A 16,432-nucleotide genomic window follows, 5' to 3' on the forward strand; every position below is an offset into this window, starting at 1 on the left:
GGTCACCCGGCCGAGGAGGCCGCGGACCACTCCGGATCGCGGCCGGTGAGGGCGAGAAGGCGATCCAATGGAGGGGCGTCGCAGGGGACGTCGAGGGCCGGGCCGAACAGGCCCTCGATCCCCTGGCCGCCGCTCTGCTCGACGGACGGCGCCACGAACGCCAGACAGATCTCGACCTCGTCCTCCCCGACCTCGTAGGGCTGGCCGCTCGCGCGGGCGACGTCCCAGCCGTGCACGACCAACTCGTTCATCGCGACGCGTCCGGCCTCCTCGCCGGGCAGGTCGAAGCCGCCCGCCTGCGTCATGCCGCGCCAGGCGTCCGGGGAGCGCCACGCGGCGGCGAGTTCGTCGAGCCGCTCGGGCATGCGGGCCCGCCAATCCGGCGGCAACAGGGACGCGTCGGCGGACGGCGGGCGAGCGGCCCCCGGCGGGAAGTCCTTCGTCGCGGCCCAGGTGAACGCCATGATCAGCCCGTTCAGATGATCGAGCAGCGCCCCGAGCGAGGTGTCCGCGCAGGGGGTCGGCGCGGTGAGCTGGTAGTCGCGGACGCCGGCGAGCAGGGCCGCCATCCGGCGCGCGGCCGGGGCGAGGTCGGGCATCGAGTCCATGGGGCGCTTCCTCCGCTGAACGATCGGGTACCGATGGACGGGACGGCACTGGACGAAATCCCGTCCCGTGGTATGGACTGCTGACCCGCCCGATACTCATCGATACGGGAGATACGTAGGAGAAGGGGGAGGAACGGAACGCCAGGTCGGTGCCGAGAACGTCCGCCCGCCAAGGAGTCGGGACGACGCTGACCGGTGAGCGCGTGCAGTAAATTACTACCGAGTAGTATTCGGGCCCCGGATGATGCGCGGTCTGTGGCGAGTCCTACGCTGACTGCCACCGACCCGTACCCAGGAGGACGGAACAGTGTTCTGGATCACGTTGGTCATCGGGCTCGCCGGTACGGCGGTCGCGCTGGCGCTCGCCGGACGGCGGGTGCTGTTCCTCATCGACATCGCCCGCAACGCCCAGCCCGACCCCGAACGCGTCCTACGGGTCAGGCGCGAACCGAAGGCCGACGTCCAGGACCAGGTCACCGAGGTCTTCGGCCAGCGCAAACTGCTCAAATGGTCGCTCGCCGGCATCGCGCACGCCGCGGTGATGTGGGCCTTCTTCCTGCTGATCACCGTCTACCTGGAGGCGGCCGTCGCGCTGCTCTTCGGGCTCGACGCGCACATCCCCGGCCTCCAGACCTGGGGGCCCATCGGCTTCGTCCAGGACACCATCGCCCTCGCCGCCCTCGCCGGGCTCATCGTCTTCGCCGGCATCCGGATCAAGAACTCGCCGAAGCGGATCGGCCGCGCGTCCCGCTTCAAGGGCTCGCATCTCGGCGGCGCCTGGATCACCCTCTTCATGATCTTCAACGTGATCTGGACGATGTTCTTCTTCCGCGGCGCCGAGCACGCCAGCGGCAACCTCGCCTACGGCAAGGGCGCGTACTTCTCCTACCTCGTCGGCCAGGCGTTCGAGGGGCTCAGCCACAACACCCTCGAAGTGCTCGAATCGGTCGGACTGCTCCTGCACATCGGCGTCGCGCTCGTCTTCCTCGTCTTCGTCGTCCACTCCAAGCACCTGCACATCTTCCTGGCGCCGCTGAACGTCATGTTCAAACGCCGCCCGGACGGCCTCGGCGCCGCCCAGCCGATGATGTCGGACGGCGAACCGCTCGACTTCGAGGAGGCCGACCCCGAGGAGGACGTCTTCGGCCGCGGCAAGATCGAGGACTTCACCTGGAAGGGCTTCCTCGACATGGCGACCTGCACCGAGTGCGGCCGCTGCCAGTCGCAGTGCCCCGCCTGGAACACCGAGAAGCCGCTGTCGCCGAAGATGCTCATCCTCGACCTGCGCGACCACGCGCTCACGAAGGCGCCGTACTTCACCGCGTCCGAAGAGGAACAGAGCAAGTTCACCGATGAGCAGAAGGCCGCCATGGAGGTCGACAAGCCGCTCGTCGCCGAGGACGGCGTCATCCACCCGGACGTCCTGTGGTCGTGCACCAACTGCGGCGCCTGCGTCGAGCAGTGCCCGGTCGACATCGAGCACATCGACCACATCCTCGACATGCGCCGCTTCCAGGTCATGATCGAGTCGAGCTTCCCGTCCGAGGCCGGCGTCATGCTGAAGAACCTGGAGAACAAGGGCAACCCCTGGGGGATGTCCGAGATGAAGCGCCTCGAATGGATCGAGGAGCTCGACTTCGAGGTCGAGGTCGTCGACGACAAGATCTCCAAGGACACCGAGTACCTGTTCTGGGTCGGCTGCGCCGGCGCGCTGGAGGACCGCGCCAAGAAGACCACCAAGGCCGTCGCCGAACTGCTGCACATCGCGGGCGTCGAGTTCGCCGTCCTCGGCCCCATGGAGGCCTGCACCGGCGACCCGGCCCGCCGCCTCGGCATGGAGTTCGTCTACCAGATGCTCGCCCAGCAGAACGTCGAGACGCTGAACGACGCGGGCGCCAAGAAGATCGTCGCCACCTGCCCGCACTGCTTCAACACCCTCGCCAACGAGTACCCGCAGATCGGCGGGAACTACGAGGTCGTCCACCACACCCAACTGCTGGCACACCTGGTGGAGACCGGCAAACTCACCCCGATCACCCCGATCGAGGAGAACATCACCTACCACGACCCGTGCTTCCTCGGCCGCCACAACAAGGTCTACAAGCAGCCCCGCGACATCATGGCGACCGTCCCCGGCGTCCGGACCCAGGAGATGCACCGGCACAAGGAACGCGGCTTCTGCTGCGGCGCGGGCGGCGCGCGCATGTGGATGGAGGAGCGCATCGGCAAGCGCATCAACACCGAGCGCGTGGACGAGGCCCTCTCCACCGACCCCGACACCGTCTCCACCGCCTGCCCGTTCTGCCTGGTCATGCTGGGCGACGCCATCAACGAGAAGAAGAACGCGGGCGACGCCAAGGAATCGCTGGAGGTCGTGGACGTCTCCCAACTCCTGATCCGCTCCATCAAGGGAACGACGGAGGACAAGAAACCCGTCACCGCCGAGTAGGGCGCTACCGGAACGTCACCCTGCCGTCCGGCGCTTCGGCGTCCGCCCCCGGCGGGACGGCGATCAACGTCTCCCGCAGCGCGTGCACCGCCGCGTACGGCAGGATCCCCCTGACGGCGAGATCGTCGACGGACGCGAGCGGCCCGTGCGCCGTCCGCGCCAACACGATCAGCTTCGCGTGGTGGGCGTCCAACTCCGGCAACGAGACGAGCAAATGCTCCGGCGCCGAGTTGACGTCGACGAGGCCACCGTCATCGAACGTGCGCGGCAGATCCGGACGACCGATACGAAGCCGCCGCGCCACCATCGGATCGTGGGCCACCAGAGAACGAGCCTGCTCCCGCCGCACCCTCCGCTCGATCTGCTGGACGTCGAGAACGGGCGTCCCGCTCGGCCACGGATCGGCCGTCAGGAGGGCGAGGTGCAAGCTGCCGCCGAGCGTCACGACCAGCAACGTGGTCATGATCGGCACGTCCCACCAGGTCGTCTTGTCCGGGTTGGTGACCAGGGCGGCACCGAAGAAGAAGCCCGCCGCCACCAGGTAGGCGAGCGCCGTCAGCCCGAGCGAGCGGCTCCTGCGCCGAACCGCGACGTAGGCGAACAGCGTCCATGTCGCGAGCCCGAGGGTGACCAACGGAATCAGAAGCAGAATGATCCGCACGACCCAGTGAAGCCGCCGCCTGGAAGGCACCACGGCCGGGGGAGCGGGCCAGGACGACACCACCGGACCGGCCATCACCGCCGGCGGAGCGAACCCGTCCGAAAAAGGAGCCGACACACCAGAATTCCGCTCCAGCGGAGGATCATCGATCGGCGCCGCCAGCGCCGGATCAGACCGCAGAATGCCCACATGCAGGTTCTGGAGCCGCTCGCCCGGCTCAGACCCGAACTCCTCCGCGAAGAACTCACGCGCGTCCCGGTAGGCGGCCAAGGCCTCCGCCTGCCTGCCGCTGCGGTAGAGCGCGAGCATCAGCAGGTACCGGAACCCCTCCCGAAGCGGGAACTCGGCGACCATACGGATCAACTCGGGCACCAGCCGCGCGTGCTCCCCCAGCTCCAGCCCGATCTCGGCGGACGCCTCCAGCGCGGCCGCCCGCTCCTCGTCCAGCCGATCCCGCGCCGCGTCGAAGAACGGACCACTCAACCCGGCGAGCGCCATCCCCCGCCACAGATCCAACGCCTCCCGCACCAGCACCCCGGCCCGCGCCATGTCCCCGGAGTCGCGCACGGCCAGGGCCTCCCGCAACCGCTCCCGGAAGACCTCGGCGTCCAAGCCCCCCGGCGGCACATGTAAGGCATATCCCGCGCCGGTCAAGGTCAACAACCGCCCCGGGGACCGCGGCGAACGATCGGGCTCCAACACACGCCGCAGCCCGGCCACATACTTCTGAACGACGTTCACACCGTTGTCCGGCGGCTCGTCCCCCCACACCGCCTCCACGATCGAGGACGTCGACACCGGCCGGTTCGGCGTCAACAACAGCACGGCCAGAACCGCCCGTTGCTTTCCGGGACCCAGATCGATCTCCTCGCCGTCCCGCCATGCGGCCGGACGACCCAGAATCCCGAAGCACACGCCCCGCAGCGTCATCACCTCCGACTTCCCCGACCCCGCCGCCATTCTGCAGCCCGGACGCAGTGACGGCAGCATAGCGACAGTCATTCCGCACCGGCGTCCACCACCATTTCTCCGGTCATCGACAAGGAAGTGAAAGGGGAGTTTGGTGCTTCATAACGGACGACGGTCCGGGCGTGTCATGGTGCCGGGGGCCACGCTCGCACTCGTCCTCTTGTCGTCCGCCTGCCTCCCGGCGGACGACAAGAACACCGGCATGGCCCCGACGAAGGCGCCCGCGTCCCCCGCCGCCGCCAAGCCCACCCCCACCGCGACCCCCAACGGGGTGGAGAAACTGAAGCCCGCCCAGATCCTGGCGCGCGCCCGCAAGGCGACGGCCTCGGCCCAGTACGTGCGGATGCGCGCGGAGCTCCACGAGGAGGGCGAAAGCTACAAACTCGACTTCCGCTACGAGGGGAAGACGAAGGCCGCCGGCACGTTCATGCAGGGCTCCCAGCACCTGGAGATCAGCAGATTCGGGAAGACCGTATATCTCGCGGGCAATGACGCGTACTGGAAGGAGTACGGCGGTAAGGCCGTAGTGCAGCTCCTCTCCGGGAAGCACCTCAAGACCACCGTCAAGGACCGCGATTTCAAGGAGCTCGCGGTCTTCTCCAACCGTATGGCCCTGCTCAACGAAGTACTCGGAGGGATCAGCGGCTGGAAGAAGAGCCGCCCCGGAAAGGTCGGCACCACACCCAGCGTCGTCATGACCAGCTCGTCCGGCGACAAACTCCACGTCGCGTCCCAAGGACCGCCCTACATCCTCCTCCTGAAGGGCGGACCGGGGAACAGCATCGAGTACCTCGGCTACGAGACCCCGGTCGGCGTACGCCCACCCACCAAGAACGTAGTCGACATCGACTCCCTCCGACCGTAAGGATTGCGCCGACGACACCCTGGTAAAACCCAGGGATGGCCGTGCTCGCGTCCGTCATCGCGTTCCTGATGACGCTGGCCGGGGGCCTCGCGGCGATGCGGGTACGCGACCGCCGCCACCTGGTCCTCGGCCTCGCGGGCGGCCTCATGCTCGGAGTAGTCGCCTTCGACCTCCTCCCGGAATCCCTGGAGATGACCCGCCACCGCCCCCTCGGCGTCCCCACCCCCATGATCGGCTTCGCCGCCGGCTTCCTCCTCCTCCACGTGATCGAACAGGCCGTGGCGATCCACCAGGGCCACGAGAAGGAGTACGCCCCCCACGCCCACGGCGGCTCGGCAGGCCTCCTCGCCGCATCCGCCCTGGTGGGCCACAGCCTGGTGGACGGCCTCAGCATCGGCCTAGGCTTCCAGTCCGGCACAGAAGTGGGCATCTTCGTCGCGGTCGCCGTCATCACCCACGACTTCGCCGACGGCTTCAACACCTTCACCGCCGCGTCCCTATCCCGAACCGACCGCCGCCCCGCCATCCTCCTCCTGGCCGCCGACGCCCTCGCCCCCATCATCGGCGCCGCGATAGGAACCCTCATCACCGTCCCAGACGCCGTCCTGGCAACCTACCTAGGCACCTTCGCCGGCGTCCTCCTCTACCTCTCCGCCGCCGAAATCCTCCCCGAAGCCCACAGCGTCCACCCCCGCGTCCTAACCCTCTGCACCACCGGCCTGGGCCTGACCGCAGTCCTCTTCACCGTAGGCCTGACCCAACGCTGACCGACTTCCGGTACAGTGTCCACAGCAAGGCGGCCCCACAGGCCCCAGCGGGTGTAGTTCAATGGCAGAACTTCAGCTTCCCAAGCTGACAGCGCGGGTTCGATTCCCGTCACCCGCTCCCACGACAAAGGCCCAGGTCACTGACATGTCAATGACTCTGGGCCTTGTTTGTTCATCAGCCGCCGTGCCCGCTACGTGCCCGATCCCTTGAGCTTCCGCCCCTTCTTGGGCTTCTTGATCTTCTTGAGTTCGCGTTTGGCCATCTTGTCGAGCGTCGAGGCGATCTCCCGGTCACGCTCACGCCGCGCGTGCAGGTAGACCTGGGCCGCCCGCGTGGACGAGTGCCCCATCCGGCTCATCAGCTCAGCCAGCGAGGCCCCCGACTCGGCCGCGTAGGTGTTGCCCGTGTGCCGGAGGTCGTGAACGTGGATCGCACCGACCTCCAGTTCTGCCTTCTCCAGTGCCCGCGCCCAGGTCTTGGAGAAGTTGCTTCGGCGGAGCTGGCCGCCCCGAACGCCGACGAACACGAAGCCCTTGGGGCCGGGTTGGGCGTATTCGTCCAGGTGCTTACGCAGGTCCGGGATGATCAGCGCAGGGATGACGACCTTGCGTCGACTGGCCTCCGACTTGGGAGTTCCCTTCACCAGCGGCCCCAGTTCGTACACGGTCTTTTCGACCCGCACCGTTCCGGCGTCCAGGTCGAGGTTCCGGCGCCGGAGCCCCGCCAGCTCACCCCAGCGCAGATTGCCGAAAGTCGCGAGGAGGACGAGCGCCCGGTAGCGAGGTGTGATCACGTCAGCGATTCGGAACACCTCGGCCACACTCAGCACGGGCCGTTCCGGGCTGGACTCCCGGTCAGCGCCGGGTATCTGGCACGGGTTCTCTTTGATGCGCTTGTCTCGCACCGCCGTGTTGAGGATGGCGCGGAGCAGCCGGTACGCCTTCGCGACCGTCACCGGTCCGAAGGTCGGCTTGCTCTTTGGACCGGCTTTAAGACGGGACGTCCGCCACTTCCGGACGTCTTCCTCGCGGATGTCGCCAATGTGCATCTCACCGAAGGTCGGATTCAGGTGGAGCCGCAACAGCAGTTCGTAGAGCTGGACGGTCTTGGGACTGAGTTCCTTGTCTTCCACCCATTCGGCCGCGTAGGTGGCGAACGGGATCGCACCGGCCGCGGGGTCTAGCCAGTCACCCCGCTTAAGGTCGGCCTCTTTGAGCGTGAGCCACTGTTCGGCGTCCCGCTTACGCGGAAACGTGTGGGGTGCGTTGTGGTCGCGCCCGTCCGGTCCGGGGTACCGGGCTTGCCAGCGTCCGGACGGGAGTTGCCGAACGCGTCCGAAACGACGTTTGCCAGCCATTACGCGGCCCTCCTTGTGTGTTGCCCGCGAAGGGTGACCGGTTCGACGAGACCGGCCGCGATGAACTCGTGAAGTGCGGATTCGGGGATGCGAACGAACCGACCAACCTTGACGAATCGGATGCGCCGTTCCTCCACCAGGCGGCGCGGGAACCGCGGACTGGTGTTGAGCACCTCGGCCGCTTCGGCGTAGGTCAGGAGCTTGTCATCGGGGTCGAGGGTCACCGCCCACCTACGTGTGTTGTTCACGCTGCCTCCGCAGGCGCCGAAAGTTCTGGGGTGGGGCTGTGGGTCGCCGCGTCGAGTTGGCGACGCCGTTGGATGCGTTGGTTGATCAGCAGGAGGATTCGTTGCTCTGTGGGTTTCACGTCAGGGTCACCGGGTCCGGCGCGTTCCCAGACGTGCACCGCTTGGGGGTCGGCGGGGTTGGTGACGGTGATTCCGGCTTCGGCGAGGCGTGCCAGCGCCCAGGTTTTGCGGTCGGCCTTGTGGTCGGCGAGGCTCTTGCCGGACCATTTGCGCGACACCAGGACGCGGCGGCCGCCGTAGCCGAGATGTTCGCGGCGGTGAGCCTTGCCCTTGCAGAACCCCGGGGTGAGGCCCTTGCGGGGGTTCTTGGGTTGGATGCCGTAGCGCAGCCAGTTCGCGCACGTCGGCGAGCACGGCTCATACCGGAGTGCTTCGGCCATCCGGTCAACATGCTCACGTTGGGCGGCGGTGGTGGCCTGGTGGCATTCCGCGACGCCCTTAACGAGGTATTTGGTGAGGTAGCCGATCAGTTTGCGGGAGTCGGCCGAGTCGGCGATGACGCCTTGTGCGTCGATCTGCCGTCCGAACCTGACCACATGAAGCGGTTCGGCGTTCTCAGCCGTGCCGAGGGCGTCTAGGGCTTCGTCCCAGGTGGGCAGGACTTCCCCGGTGGCCGGGTCGAGGTACCCGCCGTTCTCGCCCGCTGCCTCATCCCAGACCGGTAGCCGTTCCCCCTCGAAGACGACGCGGTCGGTCGGAGGCCACCACACCTGGTGGTAGGTGGCCGCCACCACCTGGCGGAGTTCGGCGCGGGAGATGGTTCCGCGGATGGCCATATGCAGGTGGGGCGCGAGGCGTCGTTGGGGTTCGACGGTGGCGAAGTACTGCACGTCGTAGCCGACGAAGCGGCGTAGGTTCTGCACGAACCGGTCTACCAGCTTGGAGAAGTGCACCGCGTCCCGTGCCGCCCGCGTGTAGTCGTACGACGTGGGGTCGACCGGCGTTCCGTCCGAGCACACCCGCCCATATGAGTCCAGGGTGAGGGTGAGGAACAGCGAGGGCCGGAAGGTCCGGCCGTCTCGGCCGTGGAACACCTTCCCGAGGGTGCGGGAGTCGACCGGACGCCGAGGCAGATCCGGGGCGTCCTGCCGCCGCCGCGTCGATCGGGTCCGCCGTGCCCTGGTCTGGTCCCCGGTCTTCAGGGCGCCCCGTACCCCGGTCCGTGCAAGTTCGTGGTCGAGGTCGCTGATCACCGCGTCCCAGAACCCGGCGTCTTCCCCATCGGCTGTCCCGTCGACTTCCGCGCGATCCCGGGCCACTTGGGCCTGTGCGCGCAGTTGCATCCACGCGCGTTGTTCCTCATCGGGGTCGGCGCGGTCGATGACGGGTTCTTGGGTCAGGTGCCAGCCCTGGCGGCACTGCACGGCGCGAAGCTTGCGCTTACGTTCGGCGCACGACGGGCACACCGAGGCCAACGTATGCCCGCAGGGGACATAGACCATCTCGGCCGCGCCCGTGGTCAGGTCCACCCGCCGCATCGGGACCGGCCGGATACAGACGCCGTGGTCGACCGCGACCGCTTCCAACACTCCCCGGGCCAGCGGAGGCAGCGTCTTGACCACCGCACCGGACTCCACCCCGGCCCCGTCGACCTCCGCCCCCTCGACTCCAGCCCCGTCGACCTCGGCCCCATCGAGGACGGGTTTCATGCCGCCCCCTCGGCGTCGAGGTCGGGCAGGCCGTAGGCGACCATGGCGCGTATGTCGGTGTCGGAGACGTAGGCGGCCCGGACCCGCACCGGATCAGGACTGGCTTCCAGGCGGACGAAGCCCACTCCCGCGCCGAGCGCCGGGACGGTGGAGATCTGGTCTGCCAGAGCGCCACGGTCGCGGGCGCCGTCACCGAGGACCATGTCGACCTGTTCGTCCTCATCCAGGCGCAGGGCGATGCGGTCGGGGAACAGGTTGCGCAGGTTGTTGACCTCTTTACGCGCGTCCTGCTGTGCGCCGATCACGCAGTACCCCACCGACCGGCCCTGCGAGGTGAGCACCGCCAGCGCCGACTCTGCCCGCCGTCGAAGGTCGCGTTCGGGGCAGTAGGCGGTCAAGAACGCCAGCTCATCCACCACGATCACCCGGAACGGGAACTCGGTCGAGGGGGTGAACGATCGGGTGAGCCCGGCGAACCGCTCGGCGCGCGCGTTCATGTCCTCGGCCGCCGCCTCCAGCAGCTCGACCATGCCGCCCTTGGGATCGTCGCTGTAGCGCCCGTACCGTTCGAACAGCACCCGCCCGAAGGACAGTTCCATGCGTTTGGGGTCGATCGCCCACACCTCCACCAGCCCGGCGAGGATCAGCGGATGCACCGCCCGGACCGTGGACCAGATCACCGACCCCTTGCCGGCCCCCGTCGCGCCCGCGATGAGAACGTGGGTGCCCAGCAGCCGCAGCCGCCACGGTGAGCCGTCCTCACACCGCCCGACCACCAGGCCGGACAGGTCGACCTCGGCCGGGTCGAGGACGGGCAGCGCGGGGATGGGGGTGGCGAGGGCATCGCGGCGCACGAACTCCAGGCAGATCCGGCCCGGACGACCCCCGTCCCGCACTCGGACCAGGGCCGCGCCGAACCCGTGCGCCAGGTTGGCCGCCACCCGTTCCCACGCGTCCGGGGCCTGCCCCTTGAGCATGCGCACCAGAACCCGATCCGAGGTCGGGCCACACCGCACCCGCACCAGCGACGGCAGATACTCCCGCCCCTTGTGGACCTTGGTGAGTCCGGCCGTGACCAGGACCGGTTGCCAGTCCCGCCGATACACCGTGACGAGCCGCCACCACGCCAGGGCCGGATACGCCACCCAGCGGACGAAGGACGGACGGTCCACCGCCGCCCACACCCCCAGACCGACCGCGACGAGCGCCAGGACCAGGACGGGGACGGCCCACCCGAACCGGTAGCCGAGCCAGCCCAGCCCGGCGACGACGGACACGGGGACGATGTTGCGGACCAGGAACACCACCGTGCGGACCAGGGCGCGGACGGTGTTGACGATGAGCACCAGGCCCTCGGGCATGTGCCACACCGGGGGCGCCCACTTGGGCGCGGCGAACGGGTCACGGTCGGCTTCAACGGCAACGTTCTCACCGGGACCGAGCTTGCGGAACTCCCATGCCATGATGGATCACACCTCTTCTTTGCAAGCGTTGAGGGAGAGGGATGGGGGCGGCCGGAGATGCGACCTCCAGCCGCCCCACCCAGATCAAGCCGCCGGGTCTTCGGCGGACTCGCTCCGAGGGTTGGCCAGGGCGTGCAGCCGCTCCACCTCGGCCGCATACGCCACGAACGACTCGGCGAGCTTGCGTGCGACGCGGACGTCTTCGGCGGTCGGTGCGGTCGCGTTCGTCGGCACGATGCGCACGTGGGCGTAGGCGTGCGTGATCGAGATCTGCGCCCGGTTCGTGCCACGCGGGTACAGCACCGACACCCGCTCATCCGGGTGCAGGCTCACCGACGTCAGCGCCGTCCCGTCCTGCTCCACTCGAACCGTGGTGTAGCTGTAGGCGTCCATCAGACAGCCGCCCCCTTCCTGGCCAGGCGACCCGACGAGGACCGGCGACCGCAGCGGTACAGCCGCTCCACCTCCACCGCGTACGCCGCCGCCTGTTCGGCCAGCCGCCGCGCGAACTCCACATCACCCGCGCCCAGCCGTTCGGGAAGGGTGAGAGTGACCATCACCCGACCCGCCGAGACCGTGAACAGCGGCGTACGCGCCCGGAACGGCTTGAACTCGGCCGATGCCCCGGCGTCCAGCGGCAGCGACAGCGCCGACACGCGCCCGGCCGCCATCACGCCGCGTCCTTAACAGCCGCGTCCTTACCTGAGCGAGCCGCGCCGCCCTTGCCGTTGGCCGGACGCATCGCCGCCGCCTTCAGCGAGTACGCCAGCCGCCCGGTCCCGGAGTTGACGTAAGGCGTCACCGCCAACCCGTCGAACTCCACCGGCACGAACGGGAACCCCGCCGCAGCCTCCGGCAAGAGCGGCTGAACCGCGGCCGTCAGCTTGACCTTGAACGTCCCCTTCGACTCCGGGTCGGCGTCCAGGACCTCGACCGCCCACACCAGTTCCCCGGTGTCCTTGTCCCGCGCCTGAACGAAGTTGTCCTTGGTCGACCGGTCGAAATCCCGCACCGGTTCGACACCGCCCTTGACGAACGCGCCATAGGGGAACACGGCCCCGAACGCGACCCTGAACGGACCTTGCACCGCCATGTTGATCGACTGCCATCCGGTCAACTGTCTGTCAGTTGACCTATCAAGTGATCCGATCATAATCCTACTCAGCTTGGTCTATCAAGTAACTAACTAGCGTGTGGCCGGATACGGTCACGCTAGCGGGTAGGCGTCTTCCAGTTCGTGCAGGTCAGCAGGCAGGACCGTATCTACCACCAACAGGGGACTACCGGCAGCGTCACGCGCGGTCGCGTACACGACGAGGACCGGGATGGCTTCACCCATGGACAAGGCAGACGCTTCTTCCCCGCTAGGCATCCTCGCAACGATGTGCTCAATGATGTGATCGAACGTCACACCTTTGCGTGACTCCAGATGCTGCCTTATGCCCTGCTTCAACGGTTCAGCGCTGGTGAGGTCCGTTCCCTCCGCAAGCTCTACGGGCAGCCACAGGGACAGAAGCTCAGACGGCGCGCCTTGAGCCGTCAGCAGTCGCCTACGAACGAACGCCTTGCCGGACGACCCGAGGTCGAGGAGCGAACGTACGCGGTTCGGCGCATCGACCACCCCAGCCGCCAGCACCTCGCCAGAAATCGCCGATTCCGAGCCAGCCAACCGACTCTGTCCAGCTCGCGCACTGTCCAGCGAAGCCAGAGCGGGACGCCCCCGAACGAACCGCCCCTTGCCCTGCCGGGAGTCGATCCATCCTTGATCGCGGAGAACTCGTAGGGCCGCCACCACGGTTGGCCGACTCACCCCGAACTCGTCGATGAGCTGGTGTTCACTCGGCATCGCCGAGCCGGGGGGGTACCGGCCCGCTTCGATGCGCCGTTGAAGCTCCTTGACGAGCTGGGCGTACTTCGGCGGAACGGATTCAAGGCTCATGTCGACCGTCCATCATCCGACAGGTTGTCTGACCAGGTCAGCTCAATCTACGCCTAACCGGCCCCGCCTGTCACGACCATCGGACACCAGCAGGCCCAGTCACGCCGCTTGGAACGGTCGGCCCGCAGGCCTCAGCCATCCTGTCCGCCAACTCCCGTGGCGTCGCCGCTTCGAGGATCACCCATTGCGTGGCCCGAGGCATCACCGCCCACCATCGCAACGTGTGGCGTCCGAACCATACCGATGACCTCGGAAAGCGATGTTGCAGGAGGACGACCGTCGTCGTCACATTTTCCGGAGCGCCCGCCGCCCACGAGTTCACGGCCGGGACCCGTGCCGGTCAGACACCGTCGACTCGGTCATGAACGCGGTGATCCGTTCCGCCGCCCCGTCCAAGTCGGTGACCGGGTGAAGGTTGTCGACCCTCCACCAGGAGACCTGGCCCTTTCGACGGTTTACGACGACGTAGCCGATGACGTCCGCGGACGTTCCGCCCGCCCGCGTGATCGTCAGCCCGGGGACGGCGTCCCGCATCTGAACGTACAGACCTCGCATGACCAAGGCACGACACAAGTCGCCCAACACCCGAAGTTCGCCCTCACGGGAAATGGAAGGACCCATCACTGTTTCTCGTCTCCTTGGAGGCAGAGCCGGAGGCGCGGGGCTTGGCCCGCCTCCCTTGCGTGATCACCGGGGGGACGGTTGAGATCACGACACGGACCGTCCTCGCCACGCCACCGGCTCTACCCGTTCAATGCGCTCATGAGCTAACCCGCCAGGGGCCGCCACGAGCGCTAGTCGAAATGCCCGTCAGCCAACCCGTTGAGCTGTCCGCCTTGAGCCGTCACAAAGCGAGCGACTTTCGCCGCCGCGCCCGGAAGGTCGTCGACCGGGTGCTTACTGTCGGCGCGTCGCCAGGTGAACGTTCGCCCGGAAGCACCGACGAACACCCACACGTAAAGGTCTGGATTGGCGGTTCTCAGCCACAGTCCCGGCATGTTCTCGTCCAACTGGGCCGCTAGACCCAAGCCGAGGAGTGTGGTTCGTAGGTCGTTAAGAAGCTGTAGCTCGAAGTCACGCGCGTTCACGACCCCATACCGCCCTGTCGCGGGGCAGACCGACCCGTCCCCAAGCAGTCGGGGCAGTCGTCCTGACGGCTGTCAGCCGGAACGCCCGCCACATGCCCCGGCGCCAACGTCCGCCGTGCCACACGCCGCTTGACCCCGCGGCCTCTACAAGAGGTGCAATCGCTCGCCATGACAACACCGTGCCAACACGTCACGTTGCGTCACGACGCCGTGATGATCTCGTCTCGGGCATCAACGTCTTGCAACTGTCTCGACTTTGTCTCGTCTTCGATCTCGTGCGGTGCCTAGCCTGGTGAACGCCCACCCAGAGAGGACGGCAGGTGTCTCCCCAACCGATCCTGTTGCAGGTCGTGATACGTCAGCGGCGCCTACACAGGTACGGCCTGTTTCAGGCTGCCTACAACGAGGCCGCCAAGTAGATCTCGCCCGAACTCACCGGCACCGCACCCAGCCGCGCCCAGCTTCACCGCTGGACGTCTGGAGAACTCAAGCGCCTTCCCTATACCGATCACTGCCGCGTCTTGGAGGCGATGTTCCCCGAGTGGACCGCCGAGGAACTGTTCGCCCCATGCCCGCCGCACGTCCTGACGGACGAGCCCGCCGCCCATGCCCCCAGCGAAGAACGCGCAGACCTCGAATCGACCGCCGACCGGATCGGCCCAAAGCCTTACGCCGACGTGACCGCCGTCTTCCCCACCCGCGCCGAGTTCTCATTCGCCCACCCGCCGCAAGCACTACTCGACGGCGCCAGCAGCATCCGGGCCGCCGGTCTTTCGCTCAACATGCTGTGCCAGCAGTACCCCGACCAGCGCCTCTACCGCCTCATCGAAGACGGCGCCACTCTCCAAGCCCTGTTCTTGGATCCCGAAGGCGAAGCCATCCGAGCCCGCGAGCGCGAGGAGGGGTACAGCGAGAACCACCTGACGACCCTGACCCGCCTGAACATCGAGGTCCTGACCCGCCTCCGCAGACGCCTATCACCCGAGGCCCGAGGCCGGGTGTCCGTCGCCGTCTACGACGAGACGATCCGGTTCAACATCACCCTCATCAACGACAGGCTCTGTGTGATGCAGCCTTACCTACCGAACGCCCGCGGAGTCGACTCGCCCACGTTCCTCGCCGAGCGCAACGCAACCGGCGCCGGACTGTATGAGACGTTCGAGGAGATCTTCACCGCTCTATGGGAACGAGGCCGCACCGTATGACAGACGCACCCGCAGCTCTACTGCCCGTCGCACTCAGAGCGGCACAGATAGCCAGTGATCTAGTGCGCACACGCGTCCCCGGCCTGCTCACCACCAAAGGTGACCGCGACATGGCCAGCGAGGTCGACTACGCCGTAGAACGCGCCGTCCGCGACTACCTCAAAGAGCGAACCCCTGATATCGCCATCCTCGGCGAAGAAGAGGGCATCAGCGGCGACACAACCGGCGAACTCCTCTGGGCCATCGACCCGATAGACGGCACAGCCAACTTCGTCCGCAACATCCCTCTCTGCGGCATCTCCATCGGCCTCATCGAACGAGGCCGCCCAGTAGTAGGCGTCATCGACCTACCGTTCCTAGGCACCCGCTACCACGCCGCCCAACACACCGGCGCCTACCTCGGAGACCGCCGCATCCAAGCCAGCATGACCACCAACCTCAAGGACGCAATCGTGGCCATAGGCGACTACGCCGTTGGGGAAGGCTCCGAAGCCAAGAACCGCCAACGCCTCGCCCTCAGCGAACGCCTAGCCGCCAACGTCCAACGCGTCCGCATGCTTGGCTCAGTAGCCATCGACCTAGCGTGGGTAGCCGAAGGCAAGCTCGACGCCAGCATCACCCTGTCCAACAAGCCATGGGACATGGCGGCTGGCGTCATCATTGCCCGTGAAGCCGGAGCCAAGGTCACCGACCAAGACGGCAAGGACCATTCGTATGACTCGTCCTCCACAGTCGGTGTAGCTCCCGCACTTGGTCCTAAGATTTGCGCGCTTATTGCCAACACAACTCATACCAGTCGATAGGTGGCGTGGCAAGCAGACGAGGTGCAAGTCTGCCGGACAAGCCACAACCTTCGTGTGTCAGCATTGACTATGGGTGATCCATCAATTTTTCCCGCTAACGGCGCTACGGAAACGGTATACCGCTACAATGCAGCTCAACCTAGCTAAATGTCTTAGATCGGAGATAGGGTAACTTGTACCGCCGAGAGCATACAGCCAAGTTCTCTAAGTCAGGCATATACTACTCCTTTTGTTTCTCATTGCCACGGAAAGTGGATATCGCAAAAGTGGCACACAAGCTACTCGAGGCAGGAATCGCAA

General features: G+C 67.0%; 17 protein-coding genes and 1 tRNA gene. 6 read left to right on the forward strand and 12 right to left on the reverse strand.

The features are described from left to right. Positions 1–2: 2 nt before the first annotated feature. Positions 3–608 (reverse strand): TIGR03086 family metal-binding protein, encoded by a 606-nt coding sequence (locus BZB76_RS04985; protein WP_121433057.1) that lies wholly within the window; start codon positions 606–608, stop codon positions 3–5. A gap of 307 nt (positions 609–915) precedes the next feature. Between BZB76_RS04985 and BZB76_RS04990 the strand changes: the two genes are divergently transcribed. After that, positions 916–3,057 carry a (Fe-S)-binding protein gene (locus BZB76_RS04990; protein ID WP_211342829.1) on the forward strand — a complete coding sequence of 714 codons (2,142 nt, stop codon included), beginning with the start codon at positions 916–918 and terminating at the stop codon, positions 3,055–3,057. 4 nt (positions 3,058–3,061) lie between these two features. On the opposite strand, the gene BZB76_RS04995 is transcribed toward BZB76_RS04990, so the two are convergent. Next, on the reverse strand, positions 3,062–4,648 hold the full coding sequence (locus BZB76_RS04995; protein WP_170180509.1) for a BTAD domain-containing putative transcriptional regulator: 1,587 nt from the start codon (positions 4,646–4,648) through the stop codon (positions 3,062–3,064). A 166-nt stretch (positions 4,649–4,814) separates the two neighbouring features. Here BZB76_RS04995 and BZB76_RS05000 point away from each other — a divergent pair, with 166 nt between their 5' ends. The 3 genes from BZB76_RS05000 (at position 4,815) to BZB76_RS05010 (ending at position 6,437) form a co-directional block, all read left to right on the forward strand. After that, positions 4,815–5,552: a hypothetical protein gene (locus tag BZB76_RS05000; protein ID WP_121433059.1), complete on the forward strand. Its 738-nt coding sequence runs from the start codon at positions 4,815–4,817 to the stop codon at positions 5,550–5,552. Positions 5,553–5,587: 35 nt separating this feature from the next. After that, a complete protein-coding gene (locus BZB76_RS05005) occupies positions 5,588–6,319 on the forward strand; it encodes a ZIP family metal transporter (RefSeq protein ID WP_121433060.1) in 732 nt (243 codons plus the stop codon). 47 nt (positions 6,320–6,366) lie between these two features. Next, positions 6,367–6,437, forward strand: a tRNA-Gly gene (locus BZB76_RS05010). 73 nt (positions 6,438–6,510) lie between these two features. Here the strand turns inward: BZB76_RS05010 and BZB76_RS05015 are convergent. The 10 genes from BZB76_RS05015 to BZB76_RS34125 form a co-directional block, all read right to left on the reverse strand. After that, the gene (locus BZB76_RS05015) at positions 6,511–7,677 is read right to left on the reverse strand and encodes a tyrosine-type recombinase/integrase (protein ID WP_121433061.1); all 1,167 of its coding nucleotides are present in this window, start codon (positions 7,675–7,677) and stop codon (positions 6,511–6,513) included. After that, complete coding sequence (locus BZB76_RS05020; RefSeq protein ID WP_121433062.1) at positions 7,677–7,901, reverse strand: helix-turn-helix domain-containing protein; 225 nt, start codon at positions 7,899–7,901, stop codon at positions 7,677–7,679. The genes BZB76_RS05015 and BZB76_RS05020 overlap by 1 nt, the downstream gene beginning before the upstream one ends. Positions 7,902–7,921: 20 nt before the next feature. Next, positions 7,922–9,634, reverse strand: a complete 1,713-nt coding sequence (locus BZB76_RS05025; protein WP_246006757.1) for a replication initiator — start codon at positions 9,632–9,634, stop codon at positions 7,922–7,924. Further along, the gene (locus BZB76_RS05030) at positions 9,631–11,097 is read right to left on the reverse strand and encodes an FtsK/SpoIIIE domain-containing protein (RefSeq protein WP_246006758.1); all 1,467 of its coding nucleotides are present in this window, start codon (positions 11,095–11,097) and stop codon (positions 9,631–9,633) included. The genes BZB76_RS05025 and BZB76_RS05030 overlap by 4 nt, the downstream gene beginning before the upstream one ends. 84 nt (positions 11,098–11,181) lie before the next feature. Beyond that, entirely contained in the window at positions 11,182–11,490 is a 309-nt protein-coding gene (locus tag BZB76_RS05035; protein WP_121433063.1) for a hypothetical protein, read from the reverse strand. Further along, on the reverse strand, positions 11,490–11,768 hold the full coding sequence (locus BZB76_RS05040; RefSeq protein ID WP_121433064.1) for a hypothetical protein: 279 nt from the start codon (positions 11,766–11,768) through the stop codon (positions 11,490–11,492). Before BZB76_RS05040 ends, BZB76_RS05035 begins: the two co-directional genes overlap by 1 nt. Continuing rightward, positions 11,768–12,190, reverse strand: coding sequence for a plasmid replication, integration and excision activator (locus BZB76_RS05045; RefSeq protein ID WP_121433454.1), 423 nt, complete (start codon positions 12,188–12,190; stop codon positions 11,768–11,770). The genes BZB76_RS05040 and BZB76_RS05045 overlap by 1 nt, the downstream gene beginning before the upstream one ends. Positions 12,191–12,304: 114 nt before the next feature. Further along, positions 12,305–13,036 (reverse strand): GntR family transcriptional regulator, encoded by a 732-nt coding sequence (locus BZB76_RS05050; RefSeq protein WP_121433065.1) that lies wholly within the window; start codon positions 13,034–13,036, stop codon positions 12,305–12,307. Between the two features lie 318 nt (positions 13,037–13,354). Then, on the reverse strand, positions 13,355–13,591 hold the full coding sequence (locus tag BZB76_RS05055) for a hypothetical protein (RefSeq protein WP_147449320.1): 237 nt from the start codon (positions 13,589–13,591) through the stop codon (positions 13,355–13,357). 239 nt (positions 13,592–13,830) lie between these two features. Beyond that, positions 13,831–14,124, reverse strand: a complete 294-nt coding sequence (locus BZB76_RS34125; protein ID WP_147449321.1) for a hypothetical protein — start codon at positions 14,122–14,124, stop codon at positions 13,831–13,833. A gap of 530 nt (positions 14,125–14,654) precedes the next feature. On the opposite strand from BZB76_RS34125, the gene BZB76_RS05060 reads away from it, so the two are divergent. Both BZB76_RS05060 and BZB76_RS05065 read left to right on the forward strand, forming a co-directional pair. Beyond that, positions 14,655–15,329, forward strand: a complete 675-nt coding sequence (locus BZB76_RS05060; protein ID WP_147449322.1) for a DUF5919 domain-containing protein — start codon at positions 14,655–14,657, stop codon at positions 15,327–15,329. Further along, positions 15,326–16,132, forward strand: a complete 807-nt coding sequence (locus BZB76_RS05065; RefSeq protein WP_121433068.1) for an inositol monophosphatase family protein — start codon at positions 15,326–15,328, stop codon at positions 16,130–16,132. Before BZB76_RS05060 ends, BZB76_RS05065 begins: the two co-directional genes overlap by 4 nt. Positions 16,133–16,432: the final 300 nt, after the last annotated feature.

It is taken from the genome of Actinomadura pelletieri DSM 43383, assembly GCF_003634705.1.
GTDB lineage: Bacteria > Actinomycetota > Actinomycetes > Streptosporangiales > Streptosporangiaceae > Spirillospora > Spirillospora pelletieri.